Source organism: Knoellia sinensis KCTC 19936, from assembly GCF_000768705.1.
GTDB classification, from domain to species: domain Bacteria; phylum Actinomycetota; class Actinomycetes; order Actinomycetales; family Dermatophilaceae; genus Knoellia; species Knoellia sinensis.
The window spans coordinates 110,641-130,124 of record NZ_AVPJ01000004.1 but is presented as its reverse complement, the minus strand read 5'-3'; the positions used below and the strand labels follow the sequence as shown (position 1 = coordinate 130,124).

Below are 19,484 nucleotides of genomic sequence, written 5' to 3'. Positions count from 1 at the left end.
AGATGGGGTGTTCGCCCGGATGCGTACCCGGGATCCCACCGACAAAGGCAAGCCGTCACCTCCATGGCCAAGCGCACGACCTCCCAGACCGACGAAGAGATCGCCGAGAACATCGTCGACATCGATGTCGGGCTCGAGATGCAGAACGCGTTCCTCGAGTACTCCGTGTCGGTCATCCACTCGCGCGCCCTTCCGGACGTCCGTGACGGGCTCAAGCCGGTCCAGCGCCGCATCCTCTACTCGACGAGCGAGATGGGTCTGCGCCCCGACAAGGGCCACGTGAAGTCCTCGCGCGTCGTCGGCGACGTCATGGGCAAGTACCACCCGCACGGCGACACGGCGATCTACGACGCCCTGGTGCGCATGGCGCAGCCGTTCACGATGCGCCTGCCCCTCGTGGACGGCCACGGCAACTTCGGCTCCCTCGACGATGGCCCTGCCGCGTCGCGCTACACGGAGGCCCGGCTGGCGCCGGCGGCGCTCGCGATGACGGCGAGCCTCGACGAGGACACCGTCGACTTCGTCCCCAACTACGACGACCAGCTGCTCCAGCCCGGGGTCCTGCCGGCCTCGTATCCCAACCTCCTCGTCAACGGGGTCTCCGGCATTGCGGTGGGGTTCGCGACGAACATGCCGCCGCACAACCTCGTCGAAGTCATCGGCGCTGCCCGGCACCTCATTGCGCACCCGAACTGCAGCCTTGACGACCTCATGAAGTTCGTCCCCGGCCCCGACCTCCCACTCGGTGGCCGGATCGTGGGCCTTGACGGCATCCGCGACGCGTACCTCACCGGCAAGGGCACGTTCCGGACGCGAGCCACCGCCAGGATCGAGAAGATCACCCCGCGCAAGTCCGGCATCGTGGTCACCGAACTCCCCTATCTCGTCGGCCCCGAGAAGGTCATCGAGCGGATGAAGACGCTCGTGCAGGGCAAGAAGCTCCAGGGCATCAGCGACGTCAAGGACCTGACCGACCGCAAGCACGGGCTCCGTCTCGTCATCGAGGTCAAGAACGGCTTCAACCCCGAGGCGGTCCTCGAGCAGCTCTACAAGCTCACCCCGATGGAGGACTCCTTCGGCATCAACAACGTCGCTCTCGTCGAGGGCCAGCCGCAGACGCTGGGGCTCAAGGACCTCCTGCGCCACTACGTCGAGTTCCGGATCGACGTGGTGCGACGCCGCACGGCGTTCCGGCTGCGCAAGGCGCAGGACCAACTGCACCTCGTCGAGGGTCTGCTCATCGCCATCCTCGACATCGACGAGGTCATCCAGCTCATCCGGTCCAGCGAGGACACGGCGACCGCTCGAGCCCGACTCATGGACGTCTTCGACCTCAGCGAGGTCCAGGCCAACCACATCCTCGACCTCCAGCTGCGCCGACTGACGAAGTTCTCGCGACTCGAGCTCGAGCAGCGACGCGACGAGCTTCAGAAGCAGATCGAGGAGCTCGAGGCGATCCTCGGCGACGAGAAGCTGCTGCACCGGACGGTGTCCGGGGAACTCGCCGAGGTCGCCAAGAAGTACGGCACCCCTCGTCGCACGGTGCTGCTCGAGTCGGCAGGCAATCCGGTGAGCACCGCCGCCCCGCTCGAGGTGGCCGACGACCCGTGCTGGGTCCTGTTGTCGTCGACCGGATTGCTTGCACGCACGTCGAATGCGGAACCGATCCCCGCCGAGGGCCCGAGGGCGAAGCACGACGCCGTCGTCGCGGCGGTCCGGACCACCGCGCGCGGTGAGGTGGGTCTCGTGACGAGCCTCGGCCGGATGATTCGGATCAACGCGCTCGAACTGCCAACCCTCCCCCCGCTTGGCGGAGCACCTTCGCTGTCCGGGGGCGCTCCCTTGGCGGCCTATGTCGACCTGCCACGGGGCGAGGAGCCCGTGTCGGTCGTGTCGCTCGCCGCCGACGGCCCGGGCCTTGCCCTCGGCACGGCGCAGGGCGTCGTGAAGCGAGTCACCGCTGACCAACCCAAGTCGCACGACTGGGAGGTCATCTCGCTCAAGCCGGGCGACACCGTAGTCGGCGCTGGCCAGGTCGTGACCGGCGACGAGGACCTCGTCTTCGTCACCTCCGACGCCCAGCTCCTGCGCTTCGCCGCGAATTCCGTTCGGCCACAGGGACGTTCGGGTGGGGGTATCGCAGGTGTGCGAGTCAACGCAGGCCAGCGCGTGGCGTGGTTCGGGGTGGTCGACCCGTCACGGGACGCCATCGTGGTCACGGCCAGCGGGTCGACCGACGCCCTTCCCGGCACCCAGCCGGGCGCGATCAAGGCGACTCCCTATGCCGAGTACCCCACGAAGGGGCGCGGCACCGGCGGCGTGCGTGCGCATCGCTTCCTCAAGGGCGAGGACACCCTCGTCCTCGCGTGGGTCGGTGCCGTGCCCGCTCGGGCCAGCGGTGCCGGCGGGGTCGCCATCGAACTCCCCGAGGCCAACGGTCGCCGGGACGGTTCGGGCGTCCAGGGTTCGGCGGTCATCACCGGCATCGGCTCACCCCAGTCCTGACCACGGTCGACTTTGTGCCCGTTTGGGACGGCGAGCGCCAGCGAGTTGTCCCAAACGGGCACAAAGTCGAGGGCGAGGTGAGCTTGGGTCGGCGGGCGGACGGCATACCCCAGGCGTGGGCCGCACTCGTGCGGATTGTGACGAACGCGTTATGTGATCGTGACAACACATTTGGGGGTAGGGGCTGGCCTCCGCTGTGTAACCGCTTTTACACTGCGAGCGGATCACCTCAGCGCTGAGGTCAGCGACGGCCCCGGCGCGTCCCCTGCAACAGATGGAGGCGGGCAATGGCCCACAAATCACAGCGCCGCTCAGCGATGGTCCTCTCGGGCCTCGTGGCGGTCTCCCTCGGACTCGCGGCCTGCGGCTCCTCGGATGACGGCGGCGGCGACGCAGACGCCGGCGCCGGAGCTGCCACCGAGATCGACTGCGCGCCCTACGAGGCGTTCGGTGAGCTCGACGGCAAGAAGGTGAAGGTCTACACCTCGATCACGGCCCCCGAGGACGAGCCGCACATCAACTCCTACAAGCCGTTCGAGGCCTGCACCGGCGTCGAGATCGAGTACGAAGGCTCGAAGGAGTTCGAGGCCCAGCTCCCCGTGCGCGTCAAGGGTGGCAACGCCCCAGACATCGCCTACCTCCCACAGCCGGGCCTCCTCAGGACGATGGTCGAGACCGGCAAGGTCGTCGAAGCGCCGCCGGAGGTCGTCAAGAACGTCGAGGCCAACATGCCCGACTGGAAGACCTACGGCGAGGTCGACGGGAAGTTCTACGCCGCGGCCCTGGGCGCCAACGTCAAGTCGTTCGTCTGGTACTCACCGGCGGCGTTCGAGGAGAAGGGCTACGAGATCCCCACCACGTGGGACGAACTCCTGACGCTCACGGACAAGATCGCCACCGATGACCCTGACGGCAAGCCGTGGTGCGCCGGCATCGAGTCCGGTGACGCCACCGGGTGGCCGGCCACGGACTGGATCGAAGACGTCATGCTCCGCACTGCCGGCCCCGAGACCTATGACAAGTGGGTCAACCACGAGATCCCGTTCAACGACCCCGCCGTGGCCACCGCCATCGCCGAGGTCGGCAAGATCCTCAAGAACCCGAAGTACGTCAACGGCGGCTACGGCGACGTCAAGACGATCGCCTCGACGTCCTTCCAGGACGCCGGGCTGCCGCTCCTCGACAACGGCGGCTGCTACATGCACCGTCAGGCGTCCTTCTACGCCGCGAACTTCCCGGAGGGCACCAACGTCGCCGAGGACGGCGACGTCTGGGCCTTCTACCTCCCCGCCAAGGACGCGACGACCAAGCCGGTCCTCACCGGTGGTGAGTGGGTTGCCGCCTTCGCCGACCGTCCCGAGGTCAAGGCCTTCCAGACCTACCTCTCCTCGGTCGAATGGGCCGACGAGCGCGCCAAGACCTGTGGTCTGGGTGGGTGTGTCACCGCCAACAAGAACGCGGACCCGGCACTGGTCAAGAACGCCGTCGACAAGCTGTCGGTCGAGATGCTGACCGACGAGGCGTCCACGTCCCGCGTCGATGGCTCGGACCTCATGCCGGGTGCCGTCGGATCGGGCACGTTCTGGAAGGGTATGACCGACTGGATCACCGGGCAGGACGACAAGGCCACTCTCGACTTCATCGAGAACTCCTGGCCCAAGTCCTGACCTGAGCTCCCAGGTCACACGCCGGGGTGGGGTGGGTTCCACCTCACCCCGGCTTTCCCTGCTGCAGCACCCGTCATTTCTGGAGGTGGAGTCATGGTCGCGAGCATGCTGAGCATCGCGCCGTCCGCAATCCCCGAGCCCTTCCTCCGTGCCGAGAGCACGTTGGGCAAATTCCTTCTCATGTTCTTCGCGGTGGCCTTCTTCGCCGCGGTCTTCGGCCTCGTCCTCTTCCTGGCTTCCCTGTTCAAGGGACGCGGGGGCGAGAAGGCCCAGGGCATGCTCTTCGCCGCGCCGGCCGTCCTGCTCCTCGCAGTCGGCCTCATGTATCCCGCGATCCTGACGATCATCCAGTCCTTCCGCGGGCGGCAGGGCAACGGTGACTTCACGTTCGAGAACTACACGGCCATGTTCACCGAGCCCGAACTCCTCATCGTGCTGCGCAACACGGCGCTGTGGGTCATCCTCGTGCCGTTCCTCGCGACAGCCATCGGGCTGCTCTACGCCATCCTCATCGACCGGGCGCGCGGAGAGGCCTTCGCCAAGGCCCTGATCTTCCTGCCGATGGCCATCTCCATGGTCGGCGCCGGCATCATCTGGAAGTTCGTCTACCAGTACAAGCAGACCGAACGGGACCAGATCGGGCTGCTCAACCAGATCTTCAAGATGCTCGGTCTCGAGACTCGGCAATGGCTCCTCGACGCCCCGCTCAACACGTTCATGCTCATCATCGTCATGGTCTGGATCCAAGCCGGCTTCGCGATGACCATCCTGTCCGCGGCGATCAAGGCCATCCCGGACGACATCATCGAGGCGGCCCACCTCGACGGTGTCTATGGCTTCAAGATGTTCCGGCACATCACTTTGCCGAGCATCCGGGCCGCCCTCGTCGTCGTCCTCACGACAATCGGCATAGGCACGCTCAAGGTCTTCGACATCGTTCGGACCATGACGGCGGGGCAGTTCGACACCTCGGTCGTCGCCAACGAGTTCTACAGCCAGAGTTTCCGCTTCGACGCAGCCGGACTGGGCGCCGCCCTCGCGGTCCTCCTGTTCGTCCTCGTCATCCCGATCGTCGCCTACAACATCGTCCAGATGCGCAAGGAGGCCTGAGCCGTGAGCACCCTCCAACCGGCACCCACGCCCGAGTCGATCGACCCCGACGAGGCGCCCGTCCCCACCAAGAAGGCCAAGAAGTCCGCCACCGGTGACGCCGCCAGCGCCGTGACGTCGCGCTGGGCATCCCTGATCGCCGTGATCATCGCCGTCCTGTGGACCACGCCCACAGTCGGCCTGCTCGTGACCTCCTTCCGGTCGCAGCGCGACATCAACCGTGACGGGTGGTGGAACGCCTTCGCCAACCCTGGCGCCTTCACGCTCGACAACTACCGGCAGGCCCTCGAGCCGGGCACGTCGGCGAGCCTGGGTCAGTACTTCATCAACACGATCGTCATCACCCTTCCCGCGGTGCTCCTGCCGCTCTTCCTCGCCTCCCTGGCCGCCTACGCGTTCGCCTGGATGCCCTTCCCGGGTCGCGATGCACTCTTCGTGGCCGTTTTCGCGCTGCAGATCGTCCCTCTCCAGATCGCGCTCATCCCGCTTCTCGACATCTACGTCAACAAGCTGGGGTTCGGCGCGTCCTATTGGAGCGTGTGGCTGTCACACACGATCTTCGCGCTCCCGCTGGCGACCTTCCTCATCCACAACTTCATGAGGGAGCTCCCGGGCGAACTCATGGAGGCGGCGCGGGTCGACGGGGCCGGGCACGTGACGATCTTCTTCAAGATCCTGCTGCCCCTGCTCACCCCCGCTCTGGCGGCGTTCGGCATCTTCCAGTTCCTGTGGGTGTGGAACGACCTGCTCGTGTCCCTCGTGTTCCTCGGCGGCACCCCGGACGTCGCACCCATCACGGTGCGGGTTGCCGAGCTGTCGGGATCTCGAGGCACAGCGTGGTACCTCCTGTCCGCGGGTGCGTTCATCTCGATGATCGTGCCGGTCGCAGTGTTCCTCGCACTCCAGCGGTTCTTCGTTCGGGGCCTCCTCGCGGGTGGCCTGAAGGGCTGACATGACTGCTCCGGACCGCCGTCGGCGGATGAGCACGATCACGGATGTTGCGCGGGAGGCCGGGGTCTCAGTGGCCACGGTCTCCCGCGCACTCCGTGGGCTGGACAGGGTCAGCCCACGCACCCGTGAGCGCGTGCTCAAGGTCGCAGAGGACCTGGACTACGTCGCGAGCCCGACGGCCACCTCACTCGCCTCCGGGCGCACCCAGGTCGTGGGGGTCGTCGCACCCTTCCTCATGCGCTGGTTCTTCGCCACGCTCGTGAGTGCCATCGAGAAGACCCTGCGCCAGCACGGGCACCACGTGCTCCTGTTCGATCTCGAGGACGACAGCGACAACCAACGGCTGCCGTTGTCCCAGAACATGCTGTGGAAGCGCGTCGACGGGGTCATCACCCTCAACCTCCCCATGACCGACCAGGAGCTCGAGCTCGTCGACCGGCTTGGGCTGCCGCTCGTCGCGATCGGCACCGCCGTGGCCGATCGGCCCAATGTCCGCATCGACGACGCCCTGGCCATGCGCCTGGCCACGGAGCACCTCGTGTCGCTGGGCCACGAACGCATCGCCTACATCGGGGCCATCCCCTCGAACGTCGCGCACATCCAAACCCCCCAGGCTCGACTGGAGGCCTTCCGCGAGGTGATGCGTTCACACGGCCTCGAGGAGCACAAGCAATGGATCCTGGGCTCGGCATGGACTGCCGACAGCGCCGCCGAGGACATGCGCACCCTGCTCGCGAGCGCCGACCGGCCCACCGCTGTCGCTGCCGCCTCCGACGAGATGGCGATCGGCGCGATGGCGGCGGCTCGCGCCCAGGGCGTGCGCATCCCGGAGGATCTCTCCGTCATCGGCATCGACGATCACGCACTGAGCAACGTCCTGGGCCTCACGACCGTGCGGCAGGATGTCGCAGCGCAGGGACGCGAGGCCGCCGAGATCCTGCTGCGTGCGCTTGGCTACGGCCCCTCGGGGGGTGGACCGACGGAGGTCGTCGTGCCCACCGAACTCATCGTGCGGAGCAGCACCGCGCCGCCCGCCTCCTGAGGGAGGTCGGACGGCGCGAACCCCACTCGCTCAGTGATGCTGGTGGTCGGGGTCCTCGAGCTCCTCGGGGTCGCGCATGTAGGTCTTCTTGGCGAAGAAGAACCTGTTGGCGAGCCAGGTGAGCGCCCAGAGGACGACTCCGATGCCCAACAGCCAGCCGGCAATCGTGTACTGGATGGTGTCGCGGCCGGTCCACGGCCCGACGAAGAACGCACACGTGATCGCACCCAGGATCGGCAGCACGGTGGGAGCGACGAAGTGCTTGTGGTCCAGCTTGACCTTGCGCAGCACGAGCACGCTGATGTTGACGATCGTGAACACGCCGAGAAGGAGCAGCGCGGTCGTTCCGCCGAGGGCCGAGATGATGTTGGATTCGGCCTGCGTCGCGACGAAGTAGATGAGGCCGAACGAGATCACGGTCGTGAAGATGATGGCCGCCCACGGCGTGCGACGCGTGGGGTGCACCTTGCCGAGGAAGGGCGGAAGGACCTCCTGCTTGGCCATGCCATAGAGCAGTCGGCTTGCCATGAGCATGTTGATCAGGGCCGAGTTGGCGACCGCGAACATGCCGATGAACGGGAAGACCTTGTCGAACGGGAAGTCCGGCGCGCCCGCCTTGACCACCTGGGTCAGGGCGGCTTCAGCATCCGGATCGGCGAGTTGGCCCACCGGCACGAGGGCGACCGCCGTGATCGCGACGAGGATGTAGATGGTGCCCGTGATCCCGAGGCCGGTGAGCATCACGCGAGGGAAGTCGCGGATCGGGTCCTTGGTCTCCTCGGCCATGTTGACCGAGTCCTCGAAGCCGACCATCGCGAAGAAGGCGAGAGACGTGGCCGCGGTGATCGCAAAGAACGTGCTCTTGTCACTCGGACTGTCGAAGACGACGACCCGGGAGAAGTCCGCGCGACCCTGCGTCACGGCATACAGGCCGATGAAGATGATCATGAGCAGACCGGAGAGTTCGACCAGGGTGAGCACCACATTGGCCTTCACGCTCTCGCCGACGCCGCGGAAGTTGATCGCCGCCACCAAGGTCATGAAGCCGAGTGCGACGAGGAGCAGCGATGCGCTCCCGGCTCCCCATTCCAACGACAACCCGTCGCTCAGGAAGCGAGCGAACGCCACTGACGCCGTCGACGCGGAGGTGATGCCCGAGCACATGACCGCGAAGGCCACGAGGAAGGTGACGAAGTGGATGCCGAAGGCCTTGTGGGCATACAGCGCAGCGCCCGCGGCCTGCGGGTACTTCGTGACGAGTTCGAGGTACGAGAAGGCGGTGATCGTCGCAACGATGAAGGCCACGAGGAACGGCGCCCAGGCCGCCCCGCCCACTTCGCCGGCGACGGCTCCCGTCAGCGCATAGACGCCTGTGCCGAGGATGTCCCCGACGATGAACAGGAGCAGCAGCCGCGGGCCCATGACCCGCTTGAGCTCGTGCTGACCACCCTCCGGTGCGTCAATGACCCCTGTCCCGCTGCGATCGTCGGTGTGACCACTCATCTGGAAACCCTCCTGGTCGGCGCGCCGGAGTGCCGACGCCTCTCCGGCCCACTGTGGCCCAGATCACGCGTCAGGGCAACGACAAACGCACCCGTATGCCGTGCAGTCGCCGAAGTGCACGGGTTCAGCTCGCGCTGACGCTGGTCCGCACCCGAACCCGATGAGGGTCAGGCGTCGATGCGCTCGCGGTCGAGCTGGGCGGACCCGCGCACGATGAAGTCGCGGCGGGGGGCCACTTCGTTGCCCATGAGCAGCTCGAAGATGCGCTCGGCCTGCTCGGCGTCCGCCATCGTCACCTTGCGCAACGTCCGGTGGCGGGGATCCATGGTCGTCTCTGCGAGCTGGTCCGCGTCCATCTCTCCCAGGCCTTTGTAGCGCTGCATCGGCTGCTTGATGGTGCGGCCCCGCTTGGTGAGCGATGCCACCGTCTTGCGCATCTCGCCCTCGGAGTACGTGTAGAGGAGCTCGCCCTTGCGAGCCCCGGCCCCAGCGACCTCGATCCGGTGCAGCGGCGGCACTGCGGCATAGACCTTGCCCGCCTCGACGAGTGGACGCATGTAGCGGAAGAAGAGCGTGAGCAACAGCGTGCGGATGTGGGCGCCGTCGACATCGGCGTCGGTCATGATGATGACCTTGCCGTAGCGTGCGGCGTCCACGTCGAAGGTGCGGCCCGAGCCCGCCCCGATGACCTGGATGATCGCGGCGCATTCGGCGTTGCCGAGCATGTCCGTCAGCGACGCCTTCTGAACGTTGAGGATCTTGCCCCGGATCGGGAGCAACGCCTGCACGTCGGAGTCGCGCGCCAACTTGGCAGTGCCGAGCGCGCTGTCCCCCTCGACGATGAACAGTTCGGTGCGCTCGATGTCATTGCTTCGGCAGTCGGCGAGCTTGGCCGGCAGGGACGACGTCTCGAGCGCGTTCTTCTTGCGCTGGGTCTCCTTGTGCAGTCGCGCGCTGATGCGCGACTTCATCTCGGCGGTGACCTTCTCGAGCAGACTCGCGGCTTGCTGCTTCTCGCCACGCTTGGTCGAGGTCAGCCGGGTCGTGAGCTCCTTCTCGACGACCCGCCCCACGATGGCGCGCACGGCATTGGTGCCGAGCACCTCCTTCGTCTGCCCCTCGAACTGCGGCTCGGCCAGGCGGACGGTGACGACAGCCGTGAGCCCGGCGAGGATGTCGTCCTTGTCCACCTTGTCGTTGCCGACCTTGAGCCGGCGGGAGTTCACCTCGAGCTGCTTGCGGAAGACCTTGAGCAACGCCTGCTCGAATCCCGCGAGGTGGGTGCCGCCCTTCGGCGTCGCGATGATGTTGACGAAGGAACTGACCTTGGCGTCGTAGCCCGTGCCCCAGCGGACAGCGATGTCGACCTCACACTCACGCTCGACATCCTGCGGTGTCATGTGACCCTTGGAGTCGAGCACCGGGACGGTCTCGGTGAAGTGGCCGCTGCCCTGAAGCCTCCACACGTCAGTGACAGAGGGGTCGGGCGCGAGGAACTCGGCGAACTCGCTGATCCCGCCGTCGTGGACGAAAACCTCTTCATGTGGGCCGCCCTCGCCTGCGGTGCCGGGGAGCCGCCGCTCGTCCCGGATGACCAGGGTGAGCCCGGGGACGAGGAACGAGGTCTGGCGCGCACGGGCGACCAGTTGCTCGTAGTCGAACGCGGCGTCCTTGAGGAAGATCTGCGGGTCCGCCCAGTAGCGGATCCGGGTGCCCGTGGCGCCGCGCTTCGCCTTGCCGACGACAGCGAGCTCACTGCTGCGCTCGTAGGGCGTGAACTCGTGGTCGGGGCTCTTGTCGTGGGTCGCGACATCCGGGAAGTATCCGGGCTCCCCGCGCCGGAAGCTCATCGCGTAGGTCTTGCCTCCCCGGTCGACCTCGACGTCGAGACGCGCCGAGAGGGCGTTGACGACGGACGCACCGACGCCGTGCAGACCACCGGACGCCGTGTAGGAGCCACCTCCGAACTTGCCTCCGGCGTGCAGCTTGGTGAACACCACCTCGACGCCCGTGAGCCCGGTCCGCGGCTCGATGTCCACCGGGATGCCGCGCGCCTGGTCACGCACCTCGACCGATCCGTCCTGGTGGAGGATCACGTCGATCCGGTCACCGTGTCCACCAAGAGCCTCGTCGACGGCGTTGTCGATGATCTCCCAGAGGCAGTGCATGAGACCGCGACTGTCGGTCGACCCGATGTACATGCCCGGCCGCTTGCGCACGGCCTCGAGGCCCTCGAGGACCTGGAGGTGATGCGCGCTGTAGTCGGACGAGGACTTGCTCGTCGCGGCCTTCTTGGCCGGGGACGTGGGGCTCATGCGTTCCTTCGGTCGTGCGGCGGTGCGCCGGTGCGGACTGTGCCATGGGGTTCCGGGGCGGAACTCGTATGCCGTCCACTCACCTCGCGCGTTCGGCCACAGGCTAGCCCTGCCCACCGACGACCCCGCCGAGGCGCGCTGTCGGTGCCGTGGGCAATGATTGTCACAGTCGGCATCGGATCGGTCACAACGACGGTCACCTCCCACCGGGGAAGAGGTTGGCGTGTTTGACTGTTGCAACGCTTGACGCCCACGCATCCGCGTGGGCCAACTGACGAGATCAGCCGAGGAGGCCGATGTGACCACCGCACTGGCACCCACCCTGACCGCCGCGGACCGCTGCGACCGTTGCGGTGCCCAGGCCTATGTCCGCGCCACGCTCCACGTCGGCGGTGAGTTGCTCTTCTGCGCTCACCACGGGCGCGAGCACCTTCCGAAGCTCCGCGACCACGCGGAGATCGTGGACGAGAGCGACCGTCTGACGGAGCCGCCCACCGTCGCGGACATCGACGTCTGACACTGCACAGGTGAACCTCCTGCCGGAGAGCACCACGACCTGGGTGCCGGCGATTCTCATCATTGTGGGAATCGTCGGCATCGTCGTTCCGGTCATCCCGGGTCTTCTCGTGGCCGTTCTGGGCGTCCTTCTCTGGGCCTACGAAACTGGCGGCAGCACTGCGTGGACCGTTTTCGGGATCTGTCTCGCGATCTACATCGTGGGCGTCGCCACCCAGTTCCTCGTGCCGGGCAAGCGTCTGCGCCAACAGGGCGTGAAGACCTCGACTCTGCTGCTGGCGGTGCTACTGGGCATCGTGGGCATGTTCGTCATCCCGATCGTCGGCTTCTTCGTGGGATTCGTGCTCGGGATCTTCCTCGTCGAGCAGAGCCGCAGCCGCGATCGCGCTCAGGCCTGGGCACGGACGAAGCACGCCCTCAAGGCGATCGCCATGAGCATGGGCATCGAACTCTGCGCGGGCCTGCTCATCGCGGCGACCTGGGTCATCGGCGTCATTGCCACCTAGGAGAGCCCGACGTCTCGCGCCCGCCGATGAAGTGACACAGCCGCAGGACTCCGGCACGGGTCGACCCGTGGCGTCGTGCGGGACGCGCGTCCGACGCGTAGGACTCCGCGCGCAGGGAGCGCGTAGTGACAAGAACTCAGGACGGACGCGCGCGCAGCCGTAGGGGCGGCTAGCGCGTCAGGCACGACGCGAGGGGCGATCCGGGCAGCGGGTCAGTTCCAGCCGTCGCGCCCGCGCTTGTCCCAGCGGTCGTCGAGTTTGCCCATGAAGCCCGGCCCGCTCTTTTGCTTGCGGCCCGATGCCGTGGGGCCCTTGGTGCCGTCATCGCGCACGACCGCCAGCTTGCCGCCTCCACCACGCCGGGGCGGAGTGAGCGCGTAGGCGACCGCAGCGACCATGACCGCAAAGCCCCCGACACCGACCCAGAGGGTCGTCTGGATGCCCACGAGGACGAGACCGAGGCCGACCAGCACGCCGACGACACCGACGATCCACCGGAGGCGCGTGGGACCCCCACGTCGCGAACCCTCCATGCTCGAGGCGAACTTGGGGTCTTCGGCGGCGAGAGCCTGCTCCAACTGCTCGAGCATTCTCTGCTCGTGCTCAGACAGCGGCACGGCGTCCTCCCGGTGTGCGGCGCATGGGGTTCTCCTGATGATCTTCCACCAAGGACAACGTCTGGCGCTGCGGTTTCGTTGCTACACCAGCCTCGGTGCTGGTCACCTCAGGATAGGTCGCGATCGCCACGGGGGGAAGGTCGGCCCCTGTCGATGAGGCTCGCCGGGCGCACCGAACCTGCCCCAAAGCGGGCGCTGGCGCGGTCGACGGCCCGGTCTGCGTCCCGCCAGCCGTGATCGGGCTCGCCGAGCTTTCCCTGGATCGGGGCGGCCTCGACGGCAACGAGCTTCTCGAGCCGCACCCCGACGAGCCGGATGCGCGCACGCTGGAGTCCGAGGGCATCGAAGAGTGATGTCGCGGTCTCGTAGATGTCACGGCTCGTGTCCGTCGGCTCGCGAAGCGTGCGGGCGCGCGTGATGGTCGTGAAGTCCGAGAAGCGCACCTTGATCGAGACGGTCCGGCCGGTCAGCCGGGCGGCACGCAGACGGGCCGCCGTGCGGTCACTGAGCTTGAGCAGGTGGCGGTGAATCTCGCGCGGGTCGTCGATGTCGTACTCGAACGTCTCGTCGGCGCCGATGCTCTTCTCACGATGCTCGCGGTGGACGGGCCGAGGGTCCCTCCCCCAGGCAAGTTCATGGAGATGGTTCCCGGCTGCCTCCCCCATCCCACGGATGAGCGTCGGCAGCGGAGTGTGCGCGATGTCGGCCACGGTGCGCAGGCCCAGACGCAACAACTGCTCCTCGGTCTTGTCTCCCACGCCCCACAACGCCCCGACCGGCAGTTGTTGCACGAAGGGGATCACTTCATCGCGGGGCACCACGACCATGCCGTCGGGCTTGGCGAGGCCGGAGGCGATCTTGGCGACGAACTTGGTCGACGAGACTCCCACCGAGCAGGTGATGCCCTGCTCGTCGTGGACCGTGTCTCGGATCTGTGCACCGATGGTGGCCGGAGACCCGAGCCGGCGCACGGCGCCAGAGACGTCGAGGAAGGCCTCGTCCAGCGACAGTGGCTCGATCTCGGGCGTGATGGCCCTGAAGGTGGCCATCACCGCGGACGAGATCGCGGCATACAGGCGATGGTCCGGCGGCAGGACCGTGGCCTGGGGGCACAACCGTCTGGCACGAGTCATCGGCATGGCCGAGGCCACGCCGAACCGACGCGCCTCATAGGTCGCCGACAGGACGACACCACGGTTGCCGCCACCGATGATCACGGGGGTGCCGACAAGTTCGGGGTGCGACAGCAGGGTCGCCGAGGCATAGAACGCATCCATGTCGACGTGCAGGATCGTGCAGCCGGTGTCGTCTGGAGGTTCGGTCGACGAGCGGTGGGGAAGGCTGAACTGGCGACGGCTCATGGCCGCTCTCAGGGTCGGGTGGCGATGACGTGCAACGAGGTGCCGAGGTCGGCGAGCACAGCGAACTCCGGATGCTCGGTGACCGCCTTCTCGAGGTCGAGGAGGGCGGCGCGATCGGCGTCGGAGTCGACGAGTGCCGATGGGACGAGGTCACTGAAGATGCGGATGCCGTGCGCCGCCGTCAGCTCGAGCCCAGCGGTCTCGACGAGGCCGATGACGCCGGCACGGTCGAACCGGCGCGGCACCGGATCGCCGTCACCCCAACGCCCGTCCGGGCGGTCGAGGGCCGCACGCGCCTGACCGAACTGGCCAGCGAGGGCGCGTGCGAGCACTGCCCCCGACCGCTGCGGGACGACGAGGCTGAGAATGCCGCCGGACGAGAGGACTCCCGCGATGTGCGCCAGGGTCGCCTCGGCGTCATCGACGTATTCGAGCGTGCCGTGGCAGAGGACGAGGTCGGGGCGGTCGCGGCCGATGAGTGACGCGAGCGTCTCGGCGTCACCCTGGACAGCGCTGACGCGCGACGACGCCTGTGCCTCGGCCGCCCGGCGGCGCAAGGAGGCCAGTGCGTCCGGGCTGGGGTCGACCACGGTGACGTCGTGTCCCGCGACGGCGAGGGGGACGGCGAGGCCACCTGTGCCACCGCCCAGGTCGATGACGCGCAGCGGCCGCGCGAGCTCGGCGCTGCGCGCTCGGACGACCTCGTCGACGGCAGCCCACATGGCTGCTGTGCGCGGAGAAGATGAGACCCCGGTGCGTCGGGCAATCGTCGCGTCCTCGGTCACGAGTCCACCACCTTCTGTTCAATGAGGCCGTCTGTCGGTGAGGCCGTGTCGTGTGCGGTCAGGACGCCGCGACGGACAGTTCCGCGGCGCCCAGCCAGCCTAGTTGGCATGCACGACAGTGGCCTCAGCCGACCGCCTTCGCCACGAGTGTCGCGATGAGATTCTCGTGCGCAGGGGTGAGTTCGGTGATGGCGTAGGCGGTCGGCCACATCGTGCCGTCGTCGAGAGCAGCGTCCTCGTTGAACCCGAGCTCGCCGTAGCGGACACCGAACTTGGAGGCGGCCTTGAAGAAGCAGATGACCTTCCCGTTCGCATCGGCGTAGGCGGGCATGCCGTACCAGGTCTTGGGCATGAGATCGGGCGCCGTCTCGGTGACGATCCGGTGGATCGCCGTGGCGAGGGCGCGGTCGTCCTCGGGCATCTCGGCGATCTTGGACTGGAGGTCCGCCTCGCCCTTCGCGCGATCCTTGGCGCCCTTGGCCTCCGCCCGGAGTTCCTTGGCACGCTCCTTCATCGCGGCGCGCTCTTCGGCGTTGAAGCCGCTCTTGGTGCTGGACTCCGTGCTCTTTGTGGCTGTGGTCTTTGTGGCTGTGGCCTTCTTGGCTGCGGTCTTCTTCGTTGTCATGTGTTTCACCGTAGGACCGCGTCGAGACGCTCGCTTCTCGATTCCTGACCAACTGCATCTCCGCCATCAGTGACCGGAACTACCGGGACTGGAGTGCCACAGCTTGCGCGAGGGCGTGCCGTGGTCCGGCACGGCGATCGACGCGACGAGGTGTCCGTCGTTCGCCGGCGCACCCGCAGGTTTGATGTCGGCATAGGGCGACTGCTTGAACCCCGACGCATGGACGAGCACCCGGCGCCTTCCCTGCGCATCTGCTTCCCGCTCCCCTGCCTCGGCCCGGGCAACAGCCTCGGCATCGGCCGCTTCCAGCGCCCGCACCACTGCCGCGTGTCCGCCGTCCCGCCACGCATCCCAGAGGCCAGCGAGCTCCCACGCCCCCGTCGCGCGAACCGAGATGCCCCGAGGGCCGGTACGACGAACGACACCACGGACCAACAGGAGCCAGGAGTGGAAGACCGTGGCGGCATACGGGCCCTGGACGTCCTCGAAGAAGGTTGCGTCAACGGGACCGGTCGAGTCGTCGAGGGTGAGGAAGACGACCCGGCGACCCGAACGGATCGGCGGGGTCTGGGTCGCGACCTTGACTCCCGCGACCCACACTTCACTGCGGCTGCGCGCCTTGAGCAGATCGCGGCTGCGGACCACTCCCAGCGCGTCGAGCATCGGACCATAGAACTCGACGACGTGCGCCGACGCGTCGAGGCCGAGGACGTCGAGTTCGGCCCGAACCCGCTCGGTGCCGGTCATCTCGGGCAGGCCGGTGCCAGGAGTGAGTTCGGGCCTGTCGCCGAGGTCGAGGGTGAGTTGGACCGGCTGGTCCGCGGCTGCCACGACAGGACGTGCCGCCTGCGACTGGGCGGCCGCGCGTTCGCGCACTTCACTGCCCCGGATGGACGGCGGTGGCGTATGCCGTCCGACCCCGAGGCTTCGCCTCGAATGCCCAGCCCGACTGCCACGTTCACTCCTCGTCGCCTTCTCCCACCGGTCGAGCTCACCGACGTGGAGCAGGAGGTCGCGGCGGGTGATGCGCCCACGCCGACCGAGTCCCGAGCCCGAGACGCCGATGCCATGCATCGAGTCGAACGCCCCGGCGAGGACGAGCCGCTCGACAACCGGGCGACTCACCGTGGCTCGCGACCAGAAGTCACCGAGGCTCGAGAACGGCTGTCCTGCAACGATGCTCGCCACCTCAGATCCACTGATCCCCTTGACGTCGGTGAGCGAGAGCCGGATGCCGTAGTCGCTCGCGTCGGGCAGGTCGGGGTGGATCGGCGTGAAGTCACGTCCCCCACTCTCGAGTCGCTCGATGCGGTAGGCGTCACCCGACCCGTTGACGTCGAGACCGAGCACGGCAATCCCGAGCGAGCGGGCGTCATCGAGGATGAGTCGCTTGGGATACATGCCCGGGTCGTGGGTGAGAACCCCGGCAAGGAAGGCCGCCGGGTGGTGGGTCTTGAGCCAGGCCGAGTGGTAGGTCGGCAGCGCGAACGCCGCCGCGTGCGCCTTGCAGAAACCGAACGATGCGAACGACTTGAGCACCTCCCAGATCCGGTCGCGATCATCTGCGGTGTAGCCACGAGCACGCGCTGCGGGCCGCCACCACGCCTCGATGTCGTCCTGCCCCTTCGGCGTGCCCATGGTGCGTCGCACTTCGTCGGCCTGGGCGAGCGTGACCCCCGTCGTCTCGGCGACGATCCGCAGGACCTGTTCGTGGAAGACGACGACGCCCTCGGTCTCGGCGAGTGCGGACTCGAGCGTCGGGTGCAGCAACCGACGCTTCGACCAGCCGTGCCGGCTCTCGAGGAACGGCGTGATCATGTCGGACTTGACCGGCCCTGGCCGGAAGAGCGAGATGTCGATGATGAGGTCGCCGAAGCGCTCGGGTCCGAACTTGCCGATGAGTTCGCGCTGACCCGGGCTCTCGATCTGGAAGCAGCCGAGGGTGTGGGAAGTGCGGATGAGGCGGAACGTCGCCTCGTCGTCGAGCGGCACCTGTGCCTCGTCGTCGAGGTCCACGTCGACCCCGTCGACGCGCTTCACCTCGGCGACGGCGTGGGCCATCGCCGACTGCATCCGGATGCCGAGGACGTCGAGTTTGAGCAGCCCGAGGGTCTCGACGTCGTCCTTGTCGAAGTGACTCATCGGGAAGCCGAGCCAGCTCGCCTCGACCGGCGTGCGGTCGAGCAGCCCGGCGTTGGAGAGCACCACACCGCAGGGGTGCAGGGCGATGTGCCGGGGCAGACCGTCGAGGCGTTCGACGAGCTCGAAGAAGGTGTCGAGACGTGGCGCATCCAGTCCGCGAGAACGCAGTTCGGGCAGATCGGCGATCGCGCTGCGGGCATCCTTGGCCCGGATGTGCGGGAAGGCCTTGGCGATCTCGTCGATCTCGACCGGTGGCATCCCGAGCGCAGCACCGACGTCACGGATCGCGTGTCGCACCTTGTAGGTGTCCATCATCGACACGCACGTGACCCGCTCGCCGCCGAACCGGTCGAGGATCGCCTCGTAGATCTCGGTGCGCCGGGCCGACTCCACGTCGATGTCGATGTCGGGCAGCTCGGCCCGCAACGGCGAGCAGAACCGCTCCATGAGCAGGTCGTGCCGGATCGGGTCGACACCGCTGATGCCGAGGAGGTAGTTGACGAGCGATCCCGCGCCGGAGCCGCGAGCCGCGACGCGCACTCCTCGCGCCTTGATGAGGTCGGTCACCTCCGCGACCGTGAGGAAGTAGGTCGGGTAGCCGAGATCGGCGATGACGCGCAGTTCGTCGTCGAGACGGGAGAGCACCGTATGCCGTCCCGCGTCTCCCAGCGCAGGGAACCGTCCGCTGATGGCAGTCCTGCACCGTTCGGTGAGCACCTGCTGCGGGTCCACCCCGGCCTCGATCCCGAGGATGCTGGGCTCGGGCAGGTGGACGGCGCCGATGCCGAGGTCGGACCGGGCGTCCTGGATGCACTCGTCGGCGAGCGCCAGCGTGGCACCGATGAGCTGGGCGGCCCGACCGTTGTCGCCGGTGATCGCGAGGGCGCGCAGCCACATCTCCTCGCTGCTCGCGAGGTGTCCGGCGTCGGTGACCCTGTCGAGGTGGCGGGAGTCGAGGACGACCAGCCGACGGGCCGCGTCGAGGACGTCGACGGTCCGCACCCCGTCACGATCGGCGTGCCGAACGGCTGCGGTGAGGACGGCGGGGACCCGTGCCTCGTCTGCGAGACCGAGCAGATGCCGGGCATGGACCCGCGAACCCGGGGTGCCCTCGGGCCCACCGTTGCCGACGATCTCGACGGCGAGGGCGTCGGGTGGCAGGAGCGCCCGCCACCTCTCGAGTCGGGCCCGGGCCTCGGTGGGGCGGCGGGCGAGGAGGGCCCGCCCCACGTCGGAGTCCGGACCGAGCAACACCCGCAACCGACTTGGCCCCTCCACCTCTTCGACTTTGTGCCCCATTGGGACAGCTCGCTGGCGCTCGCCGTCCCAATGGGGCACAAAGTCGGGGTGTGGTCGGGACCAGTGGGCAATGAGATCGGGCAGGGTCACCGGGGCCCCCCGCTCGCCGCGCAGGTGGGTGTCGGTGACGAGTCGGCACAGGGCAGCCCACCCGAGTCCACGGCCGACACCCGCACCCGCCCCGCGGGCGAGGACAGTGACCCGCGGCAGTCGCGGGTCGACAACAGCCCCGCCGCGCACCGGGGTCCGTACCGTGGGCGTCCGACGTCCTGGCACGGCCTCCTCCCCCACGGCGAGGTCGACCCCGAGGATCGTGTCGATGCCTGCCTGACCGCATGCCGTCGCGAAGCGCACGGCTCCATAGAGGCCGTCGCGGTCGGTGAGGGCGAGAGCGGGTTGGCCGTGTGCGGCGGCCCGCTCGACGAGGTCCTGGGGAGTCGAGGCGCCGAACCGCATCGAGAATCCCGATGCGACGTGGAGGTGCACGAAGTCGTTCTTGCTGATCATGTCTGCTCGAGTCCTTGTCGACTTATTGCGCTT

14 protein-coding genes are annotated in these 19,484 nt (G+C 67.8%); 7 read left to right on the top strand and 7 right to left on the bottom strand.

All coding sequences use genetic code 11. From position 1 onward, the window contains the following. Window positions 1–63: 63 nt before the first annotated feature. The 5 genes from N802_RS07045 to N802_RS07025 all read left to right on the top strand — a co-directional run bounded on the left by N802_RS07045 (window position 64) and on the right by N802_RS07025 (window position 7,275). Window positions 64–2,505, top strand: a complete 2,442-nt coding sequence (locus tag N802_RS07045) for a DNA gyrase/topoisomerase IV subunit A (protein ID WP_035914054.1) — start codon at window positions 64–66, stop codon at window positions 2,503–2,505. 287 nt (window positions 2,506–2,792) lie between these two features. Beyond that, window positions 2,793–4,172 (top strand): ABC transporter substrate-binding protein, encoded by a 1,380-nt coding sequence (locus tag N802_RS07040; protein ID WP_035914051.1) that lies wholly within the window; start codon window positions 2,793–2,795, stop codon window positions 4,170–4,172. Window positions 4,173–4,265: 93 nt separating this feature from the next. Continuing rightward, complete coding sequence (locus N802_RS07035; RefSeq protein ID WP_084071952.1) at window positions 4,266–5,282, top strand: carbohydrate ABC transporter permease; 1,017 nt, start codon at window positions 4,266–4,268, stop codon at window positions 5,280–5,282. A gap of 3 nt (window positions 5,283–5,285) precedes the next feature. Next, window positions 5,286–6,233: a carbohydrate ABC transporter permease gene (locus tag N802_RS07030; protein ID WP_035914050.1), complete on the top strand. Its 948-nt coding sequence runs from the start codon at window positions 5,286–5,288 to the stop codon at window positions 6,231–6,233. 1 nt (window position 6,234) lies between these two features. Beyond that, complete coding sequence (locus N802_RS07025; RefSeq protein WP_245613849.1) at window positions 6,235–7,275, top strand: LacI family DNA-binding transcriptional regulator; 1,041 nt, start codon at window positions 6,235–6,237, stop codon at window positions 7,273–7,275. Between the two features lie 30 nt (window positions 7,276–7,305). On the opposite strand, the gene N802_RS07020 is transcribed toward N802_RS07025, so the two are convergent. Both N802_RS07020 and N802_RS07015 read right to left on the bottom strand, forming a co-directional pair. After that, the gene (locus N802_RS07020) at window positions 7,306–8,778 is read right to left on the bottom strand and encodes an APC family permease (RefSeq protein WP_052109554.1); all 1,473 of its coding nucleotides are present in this window, start codon (window positions 8,776–8,778) and stop codon (window positions 7,306–7,308) included. Window positions 8,779–8,945: 167 nt separating this feature from the next. Beyond that, window positions 8,946–11,093 carry a DNA gyrase/topoisomerase IV subunit B gene (locus N802_RS07015; RefSeq protein ID WP_035914047.1) on the bottom strand — a complete coding sequence of 716 codons (2,148 nt, stop codon included), beginning with the start codon at window positions 11,091–11,093 and terminating at the stop codon, window positions 8,946–8,948. Between the two features lie 298 nt (window positions 11,094–11,391). Here N802_RS07015 and N802_RS07010 point away from each other — a divergent pair, with 298 nt between their 5' ends. Next, window positions 11,392–11,610 carry a DUF7455 domain-containing protein gene (locus N802_RS07010; RefSeq protein ID WP_035914046.1) on the top strand — a complete coding sequence of 73 codons (219 nt, stop codon included), beginning with the start codon at window positions 11,392–11,394 and terminating at the stop codon, window positions 11,608–11,610. Between the two features lie 10 nt (window positions 11,611–11,620). After that, the gene (locus N802_RS07005) at window positions 11,621–12,115 is read left to right on the top strand and encodes a DUF456 domain-containing protein (protein WP_052109552.1); all 495 of its coding nucleotides are present in this window, start codon (window positions 11,621–11,623) and stop codon (window positions 12,113–12,115) included. Window positions 12,116–12,327: 212 nt separating this feature from the next. Here N802_RS07005 and N802_RS07000 read toward each other — a convergent pair whose 3' ends face one another. The 5 genes from N802_RS07000 to N802_RS06980 all read right to left on the bottom strand — a co-directional run bounded on the left by N802_RS07000 (window position 12,328) and on the right by N802_RS06980 (window position 19,451). Then, a complete protein-coding gene (locus N802_RS07000) occupies window positions 12,328–12,732 on the bottom strand; it encodes a DUF3040 domain-containing protein (protein WP_035914044.1) in 405 nt (134 codons plus the stop codon). 107 nt (window positions 12,733–12,839) lie between these two features. After that, a complete protein-coding gene (gene dinB / locus N802_RS06995; protein ID WP_035914042.1) occupies window positions 12,840–14,093 on the bottom strand; it encodes a DNA polymerase IV in 1,254 nt (417 codons plus the stop codon). An 8-nt stretch (window positions 14,094–14,101) separates the two neighbouring features. Continuing rightward, the gene (locus tag N802_RS06990) at window positions 14,102–14,878 is read right to left on the bottom strand and encodes a methyltransferase domain-containing protein (protein WP_035914041.1); all 777 of its coding nucleotides are present in this window, start codon (window positions 14,876–14,878) and stop codon (window positions 14,102–14,104) included. Between the two features lie 124 nt (window positions 14,879–15,002). Next, a complete protein-coding gene (locus tag N802_RS06985) occupies window positions 15,003–15,503 on the bottom strand; it encodes an iron chaperone (RefSeq protein ID WP_035914039.1) in 501 nt (166 codons plus the stop codon). Window positions 15,504–15,569: 66 nt separating this feature from the next. After that, complete coding sequence (locus tag N802_RS06980) at window positions 15,570–19,451, bottom strand: DNA polymerase III subunit alpha (protein ID WP_035914037.1); 3,882 nt, start codon at window positions 19,449–19,451, stop codon at window positions 15,570–15,572. Window positions 19,452–19,484: the final 33 nt, after the last annotated feature.

Excerpts from the sequence above, each read along its gene's own strand:
- N802_RS06985 (WP_035914039.1), bottom strand. The coding sequence starts at position 15,503 with ATGACAACGAAGAAGACCGCAGCCAAGAAGGCCACAGCCACAAAGACC.
- N802_RS07035 (WP_084071952.1), top strand. The coding sequence starts at position 4,266 with ATGGTCGCGAGCATGCTGAGCATCGCGCCGTCCGCAATCCCCGAGCCC.
- N802_RS06980 (WP_035914037.1), bottom strand. The coding sequence starts at position 19,451 with ATGATCAGCAAGAACGACTTCGTGCACCTCCACGTCGCATCGGGATTC.
- N802_RS07015 (WP_035914047.1), bottom strand. The coding sequence starts at position 11,093 with ATGAGCCCCACGTCCCCGGCCAAGAAGGCCGCGACGAGCAAGTCCTCG.
- N802_RS07020 (WP_052109554.1), bottom strand. The coding sequence starts at position 8,778 with ATGAGTGGTCACACCGACGATCGCAGCGGGACAGGGGTCATTGACGCA.
- dinB (WP_035914042.1), bottom strand. The coding sequence starts at position 14,093 with ATGAGCCGTCGCCAGTTCAGCCTTCCCCACCGCTCGTCGACCGAACCT.
- N802_RS07040 (WP_035914051.1), top strand. The coding sequence starts at position 2,793 with ATGGCCCACAAATCACAGCGCCGCTCAGCGATGGTCCTCTCGGGCCTC.
- N802_RS07025 (WP_245613849.1), top strand. The coding sequence starts at position 6,235 with ATGACTGCTCCGGACCGCCGTCGGCGGATGAGCACGATCACGGATGTT.
- N802_RS07045 (WP_035914054.1), top strand. The coding sequence starts at position 64 with ATGGCCAAGCGCACGACCTCCCAGACCGACGAAGAGATCGCCGAGAAC.